The organism is Exiguobacterium sp. s11, from assembly GCF_018619015.1.
GTDB lineage: Bacteria > Bacillota > Bacilli > Exiguobacteriales > Exiguobacteriaceae > Exiguobacterium_A > Exiguobacterium_A indicum.
Map to the genome: position 1 here is coordinate 304,737 of NZ_JACSNF010000001.1, position 14,316 is coordinate 319,052.

The window sequence follows — 14,316 nt, forward strand, 5'->3', positions numbered from 1 at the left end:
GTCAACGCGGTGTTCCCTGTTTGAGTTGCAATTCTAACCGTTCTTTCATTACTTCAACGTGTGCGACGAGCGGAAAAGTTGCGTCTTGTAGTTGTTTTTGCAGTTGTTTTGCTTCCGCTAAAGCGAGCGCGTATTCCGCTTCTGAGACGTCCCCTTGCTCCCGTGCTGCTTCCAGTTCGTCCACATCGACTAACAAGACTTCTCCCGATGGCAAAACGATCAGATCGAGAAACAGATCCTCCCAGTAGATACGTCCGTCTTCCACTCCAGTACGAAGACAGATATCGATATAGTTTTGTACCAACTGACCTGTGGCGTCAAACATCGAGGTCACGGCATGATGGGCATCGCTTGGGAATTGTTGTACCCAGACGTAACCAGCGTCAGCGATTCGAATCGTTTCGTCACCATATCGGACGTCTAACGGTGAAGTGACTTCAATCAGTTGAAGGAGTGTCACATGTCCTTTGAACACTTTGTTTTCTACTTGTTCATGAACATAGTGTCGTTGTGTGATGCGACGCCAGTCACGTCGATCGGCATAGCGTTTTTTAATCATTTACCGGTCCTCCGTTTTTTCCTTAGTGTGCCATACCCCACTTCTTTTTCATTCTAATTCTTTAAAAAAAGAGGCAACGGATTTTTTCCGTTACCCCTTACTTCATCATTTGGCCGTCTCTGAACCGTGTAACGCAGCACCATTCGTCTCGATGACGTGACGATACCAATCGAACGAATCCTTTTTCATCCGTTCCATCGATCCGTTACCCTCGTTATCCCGATCGACGTAGATCATGCCGTAGCGTTTTTTCATCTCCCCTGTCGTAAAGGAGACGATGTCGATGACGCCCCACGGCGTGTAACCAATCAATTCGATTCCATCTTCGAGTACAGCTGCTTTGAATGCTTCGATATGCGCACGCAAGTAATTAATTCGCGCAGTGTCATGAATCTGACCATCCTCGATCGTATCGATTGCACCAAAGCCGTTTTCGACGATGAACAACGGAATCTGGTAACGATCGTATAGACGATTCATCGCATAGCGCAGACCAACCGGATCAATCGCCCAACCCCAATCACTCGACTGGATGTATGGGTTCTCAACGCCTTTCGCGAGACCACCGTTGACGATATTTCCCGTGTTATTGACGACAGCATCATGTTTGACGGTCGTCGACATATAGTAACTGAATCCAAGATAGTCGACTGTTCCGTTTCGTAAGATTTCTGCGTCACCGTCTAGGATCGGAATATCATACCCTTCCCGTTTGAACTCATTTAACGCATAAGACGGGTAGTAGCCGCGGACTTGGACGTCCGGGAAGAAATAGCGCTGACGCATCGATGTTTCAGCGAGCAGAATATCTTCCGGGTGCGATGAGTACGGATAGATCGGTACGTGCGAGACCATTGCTCCGATTTCGAAGTCCGGGTTGATCGCTTTCCCTTTCGCGACGGCAAGTGCACTTGCGAGTAACTCGTGGTGTCCCGTTTGATACATGACTTCCATCGCGTTCTCTTCCGGGTCGAGGAGGACACCGGAATTCGTCCAGAGGAATAATGGATTGCTGACGTCCATCTTGTTGTTGATCTCATTGAACGTCATCCAGTACTTAACCTTGTCTTTGTAACGTGTGAAACAGACTTCCGCGAATTTTTCGAAGAACAGCGCTACTTTTCGGTTTCGGAATCCACCGTATTCACGTGCGAGGTGGAGTGGCATCTCAAAGTGCGACAATGTGATGATCGGTTCGATGCCGTATTTCAGTAATTCGTCGAAGACGTCATCATAGAACTTCAGTCCTTCTTCGTTCGGTTCTGTCTCGTCCCCGTTCGGGAAAATCCGACTCCAACCGATCGATGTCCGGAGACACTTCAGTCCCATCTCAGCGAACAGCGCGATGTCCTCTTTATAACGATGATAGAAATCAATCGCTTCATGGTTCGGATAAAATTCATCCTCTTCTACTTGATCCGTGATGCGACGAGCGACACCGTGCGCCCCTGCCGTCAATACATCGACGACGCTCGGTCCTTTTCCACCAGCGTTCCAGCCGCCTTCGAATTGATGCGCTGCTAACGCACCGCCCCATAAGAAATCGTTTGGTAATGTCTTCATCTTCATGTCCTCCTTCTATTTCTCTTACTTGATGATCGTCAAGATCTGTGTGTTTGCCGTCGTGACCGTCTCGTCCGTCGGTAGGATTTGCGCATAACTCTGCGTGTTCGTGATAATGATTGGCGTGATTGTCTCAAGTCCATGCGCTTCAATCGCTGTCGCATCAAACGTTACGAGTAGATCGCCTGTCGTCACGGATTCGCCTTCTTTGACGTGAAGAGTAAACGGTTTACCGTCGAGCGTCACGGTCTCAAGACCGACATGGATCAAGACTTCGACACCACTCGTCGAGCGTAATCCGATCGCGTGACCTGACGGGGCGACCATGACGACGGTACCGTCAAACGGAGCCGTGACCCGGTTGTTCGTCGGACGAATCGCTACCCCTTGTCCCATCGCACCGGAAGCAAAGACAGGATCCGGTACATCTGATAAAGCAACGATTTTTCCTTCAAGTGGTGCGCGAAGCGTCTCTTCGTTTGTCAGAGTTGCGCTGACTTCTTGTTTTGCAACTGGTGTCGCTGTACTTTCAGGTGCTACAACCGGAGCAGCCTGCTCCCCGAAACCGAACACTTGAATCAAGACGATCGGTAGAATCAAGGCAATCGCTGTTCCGATCAATAAGCCGATGATCGACGATGGATAGTCGGAATCGATGCCGTTGACGAGCGTCAATGGTCCCGGTAATCCGGCGTAGGCAAAGTAATACGGTTTAAAGAAACTTGCCGTGACAGCGCCGATTGCTCCCGAGATACAGCCATAGATGAACGGTTTTTTAAAACGGAGCGTCACCCCATAGATAGCCGGTTCCGTGATACCGAAGATACCTGTCAGTCCGGCTGAAACCCCGACTTTTTTCGTTTCTTTGTTACGTGCTTTCAAGATGACCCCGATGACAGCACCGATTTGGGCGATGACAGCAATCGTTTGGTAGGCTTGGAACGAGTCGCGACCATATTGCTCAAAGTTTGCGAGCACCATCGGCGTGACACCCCAGTGGACACCGAAGATAACGATGACTTGCCAGAAGCCACCGATGATGAGACCAGCTACCGCAGGAGCATTCTCCGCTAAGTAGTTATACCCGTTTGCGATTCCTTCTGCACCAAGTGTCGTGATCGGTCCGATCAAGAGAATCGTAAGCGGCACCATCAACACCATGCTGAAGAATGGAACGAACAACGGACGAATGACTTCATGAATCGTCTTGTTCAGGAATCGCTCAACATAGGACAACATCCAGACGAGGAATAATGGCGGTAAGACCGATGACGTATACGTCGTACCGGATAAAGCGATTCCTAGGAACGTGATGGATTCACCGGCAGTGATGCGTGCTGCGATATCTGCCCATGTTGGACTGACCAGTGCCGCACTACAGGCGACCGCGATGAAGGCGTTGACCTTAAAATGATTCGCTGCCGTGATGGCAATGAAAATCGGCAAGAACGTAAACGGTGCCCATGAGATGAAGCTGAAGACTTCATAAGTACCTGTCTTCGCAAATGCCGGAAAAGCGAGCGTCGTCAAAATCAAAGTTCCCTGCAGAATCCCCGCTGCAGCTAAGATGTAGACGAACGGTGCAAAGACGGCTGACATCGTCGCAATGATTCGGTTGAGGACCGTCCCTTTCGGCGCCTCTTCCGTTTCCGATTGTTCCAAATCGACGAGCTTCAAAAATTCTTGATGGACTTCTCCGACGTGTTGACCAATGACGACCTGAAACTGCCCGCCAGACTCAACGACCGTAATGACGCCAGGTAGTGCACTGACTGTTTCCTTAGCTGACGAATCCGATCGTTTCAAGACAAGACGAAGTCGAGTTGCACATCGGACGGCGCTGATGACGTTGTCTTCGCCACCGACAGCTTCTAATATCGAATGCGCCAATTGTTGATAATCGCGAACCTTGCCCATATCGTGTCCCTCCCCTGAATATGACGCTTGAATACCCTTTCATTTTAATTGTACATGCACAATTAATCAATACATAAATAATTAAATTTAACATGTTATTAATCAACAGAAGGCTTATGCTATACTAAAGAAAGAAAAAGTTCGCAAGAAAAGAAGGTGTCCTATGCTGAAATACCAACAGACGGCTGATGAAATCGAACGGTACATAGAACAACATGAGTTGAAACAAGGGGACAAACTACCGATTCTTGAAGAGTTGATCCGGCAGTTCGCCGTCAGTAAGACGACGATGACAAAATCACTTGAGTTACTCGAACGAAAAGGAATCATTTTTCAAGTCCGCGGAAGCGGGATTTTTGTCCGGAAGACGAATCGCACCGGCTACATTCGTCTGTTCTCGACCCAAGGATTCAAGCAGAATCTCGTCGGTCATACGATTGAGTCGACCGTTCTTGCACTCGAACCAATGTCTGCAACGAATAACATCGCGAAGAATCTCGGGATCGAGGCAGGTGAGACGGTTTATTACGTTAAGCGAATCCGCTACATCGACGGCAAGATCCTCTGTCTCGAAGAGTCTTACTATCGCCAATCAATCGTTCCGTACTTAAATCGTGAAATCGTCGAGCAGTCGATCTTCGAATACTTAGAGACGGCACTCCAATTGAATATTGGGTTCTCGGATATGTACATGCACGTCGGGAAGTTAAGCGCTGAGTCGGCTCATCATCTGGATCTCACCGAGGGCGATCCTGGATTAACGATCGAGACAGTATTTCATTTAACGAACGGTCGTCCGTTCGACTATTCCGTCATCACATACCATTATGAACATTCGCATTTCGTCGTTCAGGCGAATGGACTATATTTATGAAGAACGGAGCTAAATCAAATGAATCGTGAACTCATTCTGTATTACGGAATGCTTATACTCGGAATCATTACACTTTTTGGTGGCATCTTCTTTACGATTGATACATGGAAAGACTCGACAGAAACATTTAAAGACAAACTTCAGTTCATCTTCATCACGTTACTTGGATTTGGACTACTTTACTGGACGGTCCCTAGCCTATCGCAAATCGTCTTCAAGGACTACGCTGTCATCAAAGGTGACTGTTATGTAGAGGAAAACTCAGGAAAGACACAATCCATGTCTATTATTTTCGACTCAACCGAAGATTATGAGGATTTTACCTTTCAAGATTATCCGGAATTAGGAGCGTACGGAGAAGACGTGCCCTATTTCTGTCGCGTCATTTCAACAAAGAACCATCGATTTCCGATTTCCTATAAAATTTACGATTCTAAGACACATAAACAACTCTCCTCTTCCGAAGATGATTAAAACAAAAAGGATTGCATGAGCTTATGCCCATGAAATCCTTTTGAAGTGCTTACAGTAATGAGACAAGCCAATCGTTGTCTCATTTCATTGTGTTATAACCGAATCTTTTCTTTACTCGAATTTTCGAGATACAGTTCCCCATCAAACGTCGTCAAGGCAATCACTTTCCCGTCTTTTTCATACCACGCCGTTGCGCCTTCACGATCGAGTTCTTTCCAACCGGCTTGGCGAATCCGAGTCCCATAGAGTAAACCCGGTCCGTCAGTTTCCGAGACTAGACGGGTTTTGATTTTCCACTCGCCTTGTTTTTCAACTGCCGTAGCAAATCGCGGCAACGGAAAACCGGATACTTTTGATTCTTGAAATCCAGCATACCAACTACCGATGACTACAATGAGCCCAAGACATACAATGGCGATCCATTTCTTCTTCATAAGTATTCTCCTTTTACTTTCCATCTTCATTTTAAAATTACCAAAAAATAGTTTAACTCCCCTCATCCTAAAGGCGGATTACTGATTTTTTAGTTGTGAGAACATATGAAAATTGTTTCGAATTTATGAAAACATCCAAAAAATTTTCAATTTTTTTCATAAAAAATGCACACCCCTGTTCGTCCTTAGAGTAGCAACGGTTTGACAACTCCCGGCACAGAGCCATTTTCAGTCGTTTTCAAGTGGTTAAGCGCATTAGCAACTTGACTTCATTTCCTGCTATGGTACGATACGAACTTATCAAAGGGAGTGAACAGAACTTATGAAATTCAGAAAAGAAAAAGTCAATGTCGTTGACATGCAGCAAACCAAAAAGAGTGTCTACGCGACCGGAATTGGGAATGCGATGGAATGGTTCGATTTTGGTCTTTATTCCTATCTCGCAATCATCATCAGTCAAAACTTCTTTAGCGCTGTTGAAAATGATGAACTGAAGCTCGTCTTTACTTTTGCGACGTTTGCGATCGCTTTTTTAATGCGACCAATCGGCGGAATCGTCTTTGGACGCATCGGAGATCGACTCGGGCGGAAGGTCGTCTTAACAACGACGATCGTCATGATGGCTGGTTCCACGCTCATCATTGGTCTATTACCGACCTACGATCAAATCGGAATTTGGGCACCGATCCTGTTATTGTTAGCCCGGATCTTACAAGGATTCTCGACTGGCGGTGAATATGCCGGCGCAATGGTCTACATCGCTGAGTCATCACCAGATAACAAACGGAGTGCCCTCGGAAGTGGACTTGAAATCGGTACACTCGGTGGATATATTCTCGCATCATTACTGGCTACAACACTTTTCGTCACCTTATCGGATGATCAAATGGCATCTTGGGGATGGCGGATTCCCTTCATTCTTGGGGCACCACTCGGTTTATTTGGTCTCTATTTACGTCGTCACTTGGATGAATCACCGATCTTCGAAAATGAGATCAATGAAAATACAGAAGAACCCGCGACATTCCGCGAAATCCTGCGTGACCACAAACGTGATATCATCGTTTGTTTCATCGCTGTCGCCTTCTTCAACATTACGAACTATATGCTCTTGTCCTACATGCCATCGTACCTCGATGAAGTCATCGGTATGTCAAGTTCGACAAGTACGATTCTAATTACTGGTGTCATGGTGATCATGATTCCGCTCGCTTACTTCTTCGGGAAGCTTAGTGACAAAAAAGGCAATCGCAATATTGTTCTTTTCGCGTTAGCCGGACTATCGTTGCTTTCAATCCTGTCGTTCTTCTTGATTGGTCTTAAACCACTCTTGTTCGTCGGGATCGGAATCTTCATCCTTGGCTTCTTCTTGGCGATCTTTGAAGGAACGATGCCAAGTCTTCTACCGAGTATCTTCTATACGGATGTCCGTTACCGGACGCTATCCGTGACGTTTAACGTCTCTGTCTCGATCTTCGGTGGAACGACGCCACTCGTTTCGACATGGCTCGTTCATACGACACAAAACCCGCTCGCTCCTGCTTTCTATCTAACAGCAGTCAGCGTCATCGGCTTCGTCACGTTCTTCTTCTTCTTTAAGAATACAGCTGGTAAGGCACTGAAAGGGTCGCATCCGACTGTATCGAGTGAAAAAGAAGTCGCGTCGATCGCGAAGAAACCAGACGACGCCCTCTGGTGGGCAGAATAATTGCTATAAGTAAAAGGGAGGACAGATCATCAATCTGTCCTCCCTTATCTCGTAATAAAAAAAATGACGCGTCACACGCCACTCCTACAGGAAAAACGCATTTATGCGTTGTAAGAGACGAACAAGACCCGTTTTCCTGCTTCAACAAAGCAGGAAAACTGGCTTGTGTCTCGCCTGAGGAAAGGGCGTGAAAAGACGCGTCATTCTTTTTTTGGAGTCAGCCCCCTTTTTTAGTAGACAGCACTCAACTCTTTTACGACGCGGTCCGCGACTGCGAGTTCCTGCTCTTGCGCAAAATCGAACTGACAACCGATTGCAACGAGTCCGTTCACATGCGCCGCTTTGAAGTCAGATAAGCGGTCACCGACAACGTAGCCTGACGAGATGTCGTGCGTCTTACAAATCTCCCGTACGAGTGCTGATTTATCACCGGAACGGATGTCTTCGATACTATAGACATGATCGATATAGGCTTCGAGTCCATACGTCGTCACGATCGCTGACAAGTAGGATGGCCACCCATTACTGGCGATATAGACGGAGTGATCCGCTTGTTTCAAACGACTTAGCAACTCGACCGTTCCTGGATATAGGCAACCATGCCCCGCCTTGACTGCCTGCTCTATGCTACGTCGAAACTTTTGATCCGCAGCCTGTTGGTCTGTGGCTGAAAAGTCCGGTAGTAACGTCTGCCAGACTTCCAGTAACGAGACGCCCATGATCTGCTGATAGAGGGCGACTGGTGTCTCTCCCTCCCAGCGCCCCGTCTGACGCAACTCATGAAAGACATCTTCTAGCGCATGCGCAAGCACGGCATTCGTTTGAAACAACGTTCCATCCATGTCAAAAATGTAGTGTGTCATTCGCTCTCCCCTTTTTGCTGTTGTTTTATTTTCTGAATCATGGCTTCTATCGATGTATCCTCAGCAATCAAACGATCCGTTGGGCGGTGATCCCGATCAATCCACCAGCGTTTCATATCCGTCTCAGAAAACTCCGTCGGCTGGCGCATCGCATGGCGACGAATGGTTTCTTCGAAGGAGACGTCAAAATAATACGCCGCGTACCGTGACGTAAAGCGACGTTCCAACCGGTCAATCATCTCACCGTACCAATCCTGTGCAAGAATGCCTTCCAGCAGAATCGTCGCGTGGCGTCCGTCAGCAAGTCCGACCAACTCCTCGATCCAGCGAATCGCCGGATTTCCTGGTCCATCTTTTACGTTCAACATCTCCCTGCGGATAACATCTTGTGAAAACAAGATGCTATCCGGTAAAACCGATCGTAACGCTTTAGCAAGCGTCGTTTTTCCACTACCAGAATTCCCGCGAATGACGATCAAGCGCGACTTCATGTCGTGAACCAGTTCCCGTTCAAGGCAGCAATGTACCGCTCTGCAGAGCGTGCTACAGCTTCAGACGCGCCGGTTTCGATTTTCCGATGAAAGGCGTCATATAATTTTTCAAAGTGAAGCGGACGTAACGTTTCTGCCATTCGCGCGACCGTCTTTGCCGGAAGCGGAATCACATTCGGATAGCTGTACATGAAACTGACCCATGCCCGATCGGCAACGATCCGAATGATGTCCCCTGTCAACAATAGCCCCGCTGATGCGTCTTTTCGTTCACAGATGACTGCTCCTTTGAAGTGACCACCGACGCGATGTAACATCACATCTTCTGCCAATTCCAAGCGTTCACCACTCCAGAAGACGATGCGTTCGCTTGGTCGCGTCACGAACGATGCATCATCTTCATGAATATAGATCGGCACGTCAAAAGTCTCAGCCCATTCGACTTGTGTCGCGTAATAATGCGGATGTGATAAAGCAATCGCGTGAATTCCGCCTAATTTCTCAAGTTGCTCTTTCGTTGTTGAATCAAGATATGTAATGCAGTCCCATAACAGGTTGAACGATTTTCCTTGGACAAGATATGCCGTCTGACCGATACCGAACGCCGGTGTCGTCTGAATCGCATAGACGCCTGCTCCGTCGTCACTAATGACGTTTTGATACGTTCCTGACGTTTGCATGGCAGCGAGCGTCGTCCACGTTTGACCAGTTGGATTGACATACTGTCGTTCCTCTAAGCAAATCGGACACGTTTCGCGCTCTGGATTGATTTGTTCGACGCCACACGTCGTACAGATGATCGTTTCCATCTCATCATTCCTTTCCCATTCGTAAATGATTTTCCTGATATATCATACCATATTCCATTTATAGGGATTGAAGGAATTAAGAGGCGTTTACCGAAAGAAACATGTATGAAAAAAGGAGGAGATGCTCATGTCAATTTCGACCCACCTTATTGCGCCCCGCTTGAACGCTGTCTTTTTGCATGTTCAGGATGTGAAACGTGCCGCCGCTTGGTATCACCAGTTACTGCAGTTGCCGTTGGATGTGTCGCGTGTCTCGTCACCTGTTTACAATCTCCCACTCGAAGGTCCAACGAGTTTGACACTCGATGATCATTCGAATGACGCAACGTACCAACATCATCCTTCACCACATGCTTTATTTAATTTTTATACAACAGATATTGATGCATCTTATCAGTTTGTGTTGTCGTTACAGGCTCCCATCATTCGTGACATCGAGCGTTTCGATGATTTTGCTTACTTTACGTTTGCAGATCCCGACGGCAACGTCTTGATGCTCTGTACAGGGTAAGACAAAAGCAGGCCGAACCACTGATGTGGCTCGCCCTGCTTTGTTTAATAAGACGTTCGATCATCATTTATGACGCTTTGAAAACGTTCTGTGAACCGATTGATCGCCTCTTCAGTATCAAGAATGCCAGAAAACCAGATCTTTTTGTCTTCCGAAAATATAAGATGTAATGAGCCTTCTATTGTAGACTCCACTTTAAGTGTAGCAATCGTATCTGACTTCAATAATGTCTTTTGTGATAGAGTGACCAGTTCATTCGTCAACGTTTCGCGTGTATCTTCTGACGTTTTTTCATGAAGAAGATCAACTGTTTTATGAAGCAATACGGCTTTTGAGACACGAGATAAATTCAACTCACGAATTTCAAAAATGTAGGTGTCCTCATATTCATGATGACGCTGGACGATAAATCGTGGAGAATGCACTAAGTGTTGAATGAAGTGAACGAACATTTCGATGGTCATTTCGGACATACCGAAACCCTCCCTTTTACGTGGATCAATGGACGAATGCCTTTAATCCTTTATCTGAATGGACAGTAAGAGTCCTATATGAAATCAAGCAGGTAAATTGGAAATATCCCCTCCTTCCTGTAAAGTTATACCACAAAAACAAGTACAAAGTGTACATGTTTTTGTTTCAAAATTAAGATTCGAATAGCGTCCGAATCTTGTTTATAGTAACATAAAAGATACTAGTTTTAATCATAATTAACATGATGATCTGATAAAAATCTGCATGACTGGAATATGTACACGGATAAAGAGTCAGAGATCATCTATCCCTCTCTGACTCTTTCTTCAGTCGTTCATCGTCGGCGCGATTAAATCTTGTAACGTGTATGCCTGCAACGCGTCCGTAAAGGACATGAATGCTTGATCGAACGCTTGACGTGTGTTTTGCAAACTACCATTTTTATTGGGAACGGTCACATTTTCAAGATAGGATACTTCTTCAAATAAATGAACGATTTCTCCTAACGTAATCGTCTCTGGCGATTTCGCTAATTTGAATCCACCATTACGACCTTGTACGGAAATGATGAGACCAAACTTGCTCAATGAATGGACAATCTTCATCAAATGATTTTTAGAAATATCATAATGGGTTGCCACTTCTTGAATTTGTACGAGCCGATTCGGATGCGACGCTGCGAAAATAAGCACACGAATGGCATAGTCCGTAGAGCGAGTCATCTTCATCCATTTCACCTTCTTTTTCTTTCCTTTATATAAACATAGTACAGAAGCTTACTCATTTTCACAATCAATAGTATGGCTTGAAGTGTCATTTTGAGTGATTTTGCACATATGTATATCGTTTATCTTAAAGGAAATGAAGTGTCAAAATCTAGGGATTTTTTCGGAAAGAGGCAAAATGATATTTTAGTCGATGAAGCAATTCAAGCAGAATGTTTAATGTCTATGATAAGATTTCTTTAAACATGTATTTTTATCGTTTGTTTATATATCTTTTTAGAAAGAGGTCTAGTCATGAAGTGGCTTTCATCAAGTATGTTTCATCGATTTTATATCCTATTGTTTTCGAATTTCTTGATTTTTGCAAGCATCGGCGTCTTAACATTTTACTTTGCTCAACAAGAGCTGGAGCAACACCGAACTTCATCACAGAAGATCACATCACAAAAAACGCAAGCTCGCACACTATGGAATGAAGCACAACAAGTCAATCTTCAAGTCCAACAAATCGACTTTAATGATCAAATCGATCTTAAGCAGGTCAATCAGCGGTTGGAACGCTTACAACAACACGTTCAATCATTTAGTCAACGTTATTCAGATCCAGCGGATGAACGCTTTACACATCAACTCGTTCAATTTGCAAGATTGTTAGAACTGGAACTGACGTTACAAGTACTCACGGATAATCAAAAGCTGGTTCAACAATCTGACTCCGCTATCAATGACTATTTTCGATTGATTCATAATGAAGAGCGAAAAGCACAACAATCACTACAACAAAGAACCGTTGAAGTTTTACGCTACGCCTTTGGTGTGATGATCATTGCTTTTTGCCTTCTCAGTTACTTGATTTTAAGACTTGTGCGGTCTTTTCGAACGGACTTACTTGACCTCGTCGATCAAACGAGACACCCTGACCAATTGGAGCAGAACGATTTTCAGAACCGTCACGACGAGATTGGTAAACTTGGGCGATCGATGCAACAAATGACGACGTTGCTCGCCTTTGAACACCAGCAAACACAAGCTGTCAATTCACAACTCCAAGAGTCTTTCTATCAACAAAAAATAATTGAGCGACAACTTCAATTTCAAAACCAGTTAGCTACTCAAATTTTACGTCATCAATCAATGTCAGGTCTTCACACGTGGCTACAAGCAATCGGTAGTCATTTTCGGGCGACGCATATCTTTTTTTCACCACAGTCGGAAAGTTTTGAAGCTGTCCATATCGCACTATCAGACGAACCGACTTATGTCCAAAAACGGCTAGAGTTAGAAGCCAAGACCGAGCTAGATACATCGATCCATCTAATTGAGGAAGAACAATTGACGTTGTGTGCTCTCCCATTACACAGTCCGTCAAAATTCATTGGTACATTGACGTTACAATTTCATCATCGTTTCACCGAGACTATCGCACTTCAGAAAACGACACATTTATTGAATATCGGGTTGATGCGGTTGTTAGATGACATCCTTATAAAAGATCACCATCAATTAATTCAACGCATTTTAAATGGTCTTCGAGAAGCTATATTGTTCGTCGATGTGACGAACACAAATATTTTTACGAATCACATGTTCCATCAATTGTTCCCGAACTGGTCACCATCTGAAAAACAATCTGAAAACTTAGCATTCGTTATCGAAGCCTTCGAACCGTTGATTCTCGAAACAGATGCGTTGCAGGCATATGTCGAACAAATCAAAGCAGGCTTCGAGCATGCATCAGTCGTTCCTGCTCAGGATTTCTCAATGCCAGATGATCGTCACGTACGACTTTACACAGAATTTTTGCCCGATCGTCAAGGTATTTTATTTGTTTTTCGTGAACGCACAATTGAAGTCAACCATGCTAAAAAAGAGCAGAACTTCATTTCGGTTTTATCTCATGAGCTACGAACGCCGCTTGCCTCCATTGAAGGATTTAGCGAACTAATGTTACACCGGACGTTGTCTCCTTCAAAACAGCGCAAATACTTAGAGACGATGCGAAGTGAAACGCAGCGACTCAGTCAACTATTAACCGAATTCCTAGATTATCAGCGACTTAGTCATCAAAAAGAGTCCTATCAGTTAGAAAGATTTTGCATCGAACATCTGCTCATTGAGTTAACCGAGTGGTTGAACGTTTCGACATCGACACATCATTTACAAATCCAAAGCGACGGTCCTTGTCTGATCACGGCTGACCAAGAAAAAATCCGGAGAGTCTTATTAAACATCTTGAATAATGCGATAAAATATTCTCCCGTTGATTCAAATATCCAAGTCTCGCTAGCGTGCTGTGAATCTGAAATCGTCATCACCATTAGCGATGACGGATATGGTATCCCAACTCAAGATCTTCCCTATCTGTTTGATCCATATTACCGCGTCGAACAGGCAGACCACCTCCAAGTTCAAGGCACAGGTCTCGGTTTACCGATTTGTAAGGAGATCATTGAGGCGCATGGCGGACGTATCACCGTTCATTCAGAAATCGGAAAGGGATCCGACTTTTTTATCCGTTTACCTCGTGATGAAGAGTGGAACACAACCAATAACATGTATAAGAACAGTATGAATAATCTACAACTAGGAAGTGAAGAACGTGGAAGCTGATTTAAATCAAATCGTTCGCTGTTTAAATCAAGATTTTAAACAGCAAAAAACTGTCTTCAGTGCAATGGCACTGAAAGAGACCAACCCCTGCATCGTCTTGATGGAAGATCACCGCAAAAGACGGCTGTATGACGCTTTATATCAATATCCTGATTTCATCGCAGAGTTGGAATCCCTCATTTATCGTTGTTTAATTGATGTCCGCGGAGCCCGTGAATCAGCCTCCCCTTCTGAGATTTTTATCTCTAAAGCCCAGCTCTATTCGCCTTATCATTATTTAATCACTTTTTTATGAGAGGAGTCC

General features: G+C 45.1%; 15 protein-coding genes. 6 read left to right on the top strand and 9 right to left on the bottom strand.

Features of this window, described 5'->3' with window-relative positions; genetic code table 11:
- Nucleotide 1: 1 nt before the first annotated feature.
- From KNQ12_RS01925 to KNQ12_RS01935, 3 genes are all read right to left on the bottom strand, one after another.
- A complete protein-coding gene (locus KNQ12_RS01925; protein ID WP_214746027.1) occupies nt 2-559 on the bottom strand; it encodes a ribonuclease FAU-1 family protein in 558 nt (185 codons plus the stop codon).
- 105 nt (nt 560-664) lie between these two features.
- Nucleotides 665-2,122, bottom strand: coding sequence for a 6-phospho-beta-glucosidase (bglA, locus tag KNQ12_RS01930; RefSeq protein ID WP_214746030.1), 1,458 nt, complete (start codon nt 2,120-2,122; stop codon nt 665-667).
- Between the two features lie 24 nt (nt 2,123-2,146).
- Nucleotides 2,147-4,039: a beta-glucoside-specific PTS transporter subunit IIABC gene (locus tag KNQ12_RS01935; protein WP_214746034.1), complete on the bottom strand. Its 1,893-nt coding sequence runs from the start codon at nt 4,037-4,039 to the stop codon at nt 2,147-2,149.
- 163 nt (nt 4,040-4,202) lie between these two features.
- Between KNQ12_RS01935 and KNQ12_RS01940 the strand changes: the two genes are divergently transcribed.
- Both KNQ12_RS01940 and KNQ12_RS01945 read left to right on the top strand, forming a co-directional pair.
- On the top strand, nt 4,203-4,913 hold the full coding sequence (locus KNQ12_RS01940; protein ID WP_055968370.1) for a GntR family transcriptional regulator: 711 nt from the start codon (nt 4,203-4,205) through the stop codon (nt 4,911-4,913).
- An 18-nt stretch (nt 4,914-4,931) separates the two neighbouring features.
- Complete coding sequence (locus tag KNQ12_RS01945) at nt 4,932-5,387, top strand: hypothetical protein (protein ID WP_023468494.1); 456 nt, start codon at nt 4,932-4,934, stop codon at nt 5,385-5,387.
- Nucleotides 5,388-5,479: 92 nt separating this feature from the next.
- Here KNQ12_RS01945 and KNQ12_RS01950 read toward each other — a convergent pair whose 3' ends face one another.
- Complete coding sequence (locus KNQ12_RS01950; RefSeq protein ID WP_055968372.1) at nt 5,480-5,821, bottom strand: hypothetical protein; 342 nt, start codon at nt 5,819-5,821, stop codon at nt 5,480-5,482.
- 322 nt (nt 5,822-6,143) lie between these two features.
- Here KNQ12_RS01950 and KNQ12_RS01955 point away from each other — a divergent pair, with 322 nt between their 5' ends.
- On the top strand, nt 6,144-7,529 hold the full coding sequence (locus KNQ12_RS01955; RefSeq protein WP_023468496.1) for an MFS transporter: 1,386 nt from the start codon (nt 6,144-6,146) through the stop codon (nt 7,527-7,529).
- Nucleotides 7,530-7,759: 230 nt separating this feature from the next.
- On the opposite strand, the gene KNQ12_RS01960 is transcribed toward KNQ12_RS01955, so the two are convergent.
- The 3 genes from KNQ12_RS01960 to KNQ12_RS01970 are packed head-to-tail and all read right to left on the bottom strand — an operon-like array spanning nt 7,760 to nt 9,692.
- The gene (locus tag KNQ12_RS01960) at nt 7,760-8,392 is read right to left on the bottom strand and encodes an HAD hydrolase-like protein (RefSeq protein WP_214746039.1); all 633 of its coding nucleotides are present in this window, start codon (nt 8,390-8,392) and stop codon (nt 7,760-7,762) included.
- On the bottom strand, nt 8,389-8,883 hold the full coding sequence (locus tag KNQ12_RS01965) for an AAA family ATPase (RefSeq protein WP_055968377.1): 495 nt from the start codon (nt 8,881-8,883) through the stop codon (nt 8,389-8,391). The genes KNQ12_RS01960 and KNQ12_RS01965 overlap by 4 nt, the downstream gene beginning before the upstream one ends.
- The gene (locus KNQ12_RS01970; RefSeq protein WP_055968378.1) at nt 8,880-9,692 is read right to left on the bottom strand and encodes an MBL fold metallo-hydrolase; all 813 of its coding nucleotides are present in this window, start codon (nt 9,690-9,692) and stop codon (nt 8,880-8,882) included. Before KNQ12_RS01970 ends, KNQ12_RS01965 begins: the two co-directional genes overlap by 4 nt.
- 127 nt (nt 9,693-9,819) lie before the next feature.
- Between KNQ12_RS01970 and KNQ12_RS01975 the strand changes: the two genes are divergently transcribed.
- A complete protein-coding gene (locus KNQ12_RS01975; RefSeq protein ID WP_235515895.1) occupies nt 9,820-10,203 on the top strand; it encodes a VOC family protein in 384 nt (127 codons plus the stop codon).
- 44 nt (nt 10,204-10,247) lie between these two features.
- On the opposite strand, the gene KNQ12_RS01980 is transcribed toward KNQ12_RS01975, so the two are convergent.
- Nucleotides 10,248-10,676: a hypothetical protein gene (locus tag KNQ12_RS01980; RefSeq protein WP_055968383.1), complete on the bottom strand. Its 429-nt coding sequence runs from the start codon at nt 10,674-10,676 to the stop codon at nt 10,248-10,250.
- A 327-nt stretch (nt 10,677-11,003) separates the two neighbouring features.
- On the bottom strand, nt 11,004-11,405 hold the full coding sequence (locus KNQ12_RS01985; RefSeq protein WP_047394819.1) for an RrF2 family transcriptional regulator: 402 nt from the start codon (nt 11,403-11,405) through the stop codon (nt 11,004-11,006).
- A gap of 291 nt (nt 11,406-11,696) precedes the next feature.
- Here KNQ12_RS01985 and KNQ12_RS01990 point away from each other — a divergent pair, with 291 nt between their 5' ends.
- On the top strand, nt 11,697-14,012 hold the full coding sequence (locus KNQ12_RS01990) for a sensor histidine kinase (RefSeq protein WP_214775400.1): 2,316 nt from the start codon (nt 11,697-11,699) through the stop codon (nt 14,010-14,012).
- Entirely contained in the window at nt 14,002-14,307 is a 306-nt protein-coding gene (locus KNQ12_RS01995) for a hypothetical protein (RefSeq protein WP_075642465.1), read from the top strand. Before KNQ12_RS01990 ends, KNQ12_RS01995 begins: the two co-directional genes overlap by 11 nt.
- Nucleotides 14,308-14,316 lie beyond the last annotated feature (9 nt).

What these genes read in the sequence shown, in the direction of transcription:
- KNQ12_RS01955 (WP_023468496.1), top strand. Translation starts at nt 6,144, where the DNA reads ATGAAATTCAGAAAAGAAAAAGTCAATGTCGTTGACATGCAGCAAACC.
- KNQ12_RS01935 (WP_214746034.1), bottom strand. Translation starts at nt 4,039, where the DNA reads ATGGGCAAGGTTCGCGATTATCAACAATTGGCGCATTCGATATTAGAA.
- KNQ12_RS01975 (WP_235515895.1), top strand. Translation starts at nt 9,820, where the DNA reads ATGTCAATTTCGACCCACCTTATTGCGCCCCGCTTGAACGCTGTCTTT.
- KNQ12_RS01970 (WP_055968378.1), bottom strand. Translation starts at nt 9,692, where the DNA reads ATGGAAACGATCATCTGTACGACGTGTGGCGTCGAACAAATCAATCCA.
- KNQ12_RS01945 (WP_023468494.1), top strand. Translation starts at nt 4,932, where the DNA reads ATGAATCGTGAACTCATTCTGTATTACGGAATGCTTATACTCGGAATC.
- KNQ12_RS01940 (WP_055968370.1), top strand. Translation starts at nt 4,203, where the DNA reads ATGCTGAAATACCAACAGACGGCTGATGAAATCGAACGGTACATAGAA.
- KNQ12_RS01990 (WP_214775400.1), top strand. Translation starts at nt 11,697, where the DNA reads ATGAAGTGGCTTTCATCAAGTATGTTTCATCGATTTTATATCCTATTG.
- KNQ12_RS01965 (WP_055968377.1), bottom strand. Translation starts at nt 8,883, where the DNA reads ATGAAGTCGCGCTTGATCGTCATTCGCGGGAATTCTGGTAGTGGAAAA.
- KNQ12_RS01980 (WP_055968383.1), bottom strand. Translation starts at nt 10,676, where the DNA reads ATGTCCGAAATGACCATCGAAATGTTCGTTCACTTCATTCAACACTTA.
- KNQ12_RS01985 (WP_047394819.1), bottom strand. Translation starts at nt 11,405, where the DNA reads ATGAAGATGACTCGCTCTACGGACTATGCCATTCGTGTGCTTATTTTC.
- KNQ12_RS01925 (WP_214746027.1), bottom strand. Translation starts at nt 559, where the DNA reads ATGATTAAAAAACGCTATGCCGATCGACGTGACTGGCGTCGCATCACA.
- KNQ12_RS01950 (WP_055968372.1), bottom strand. Translation starts at nt 5,821, where the DNA reads ATGAAGAAGAAATGGATCGCCATTGTATGTCTTGGGCTCATTGTAGTC.
- bglA (WP_214746030.1), bottom strand. Translation starts at nt 2,122, where the DNA reads ATGAAGACATTACCAAACGATTTCTTATGGGGCGGTGCGTTAGCAGCG.
- KNQ12_RS01960 (WP_214746039.1), bottom strand. Translation starts at nt 8,392, where the DNA reads ATGACACACTACATTTTTGACATGGATGGAACGTTGTTTCAAACGAAT.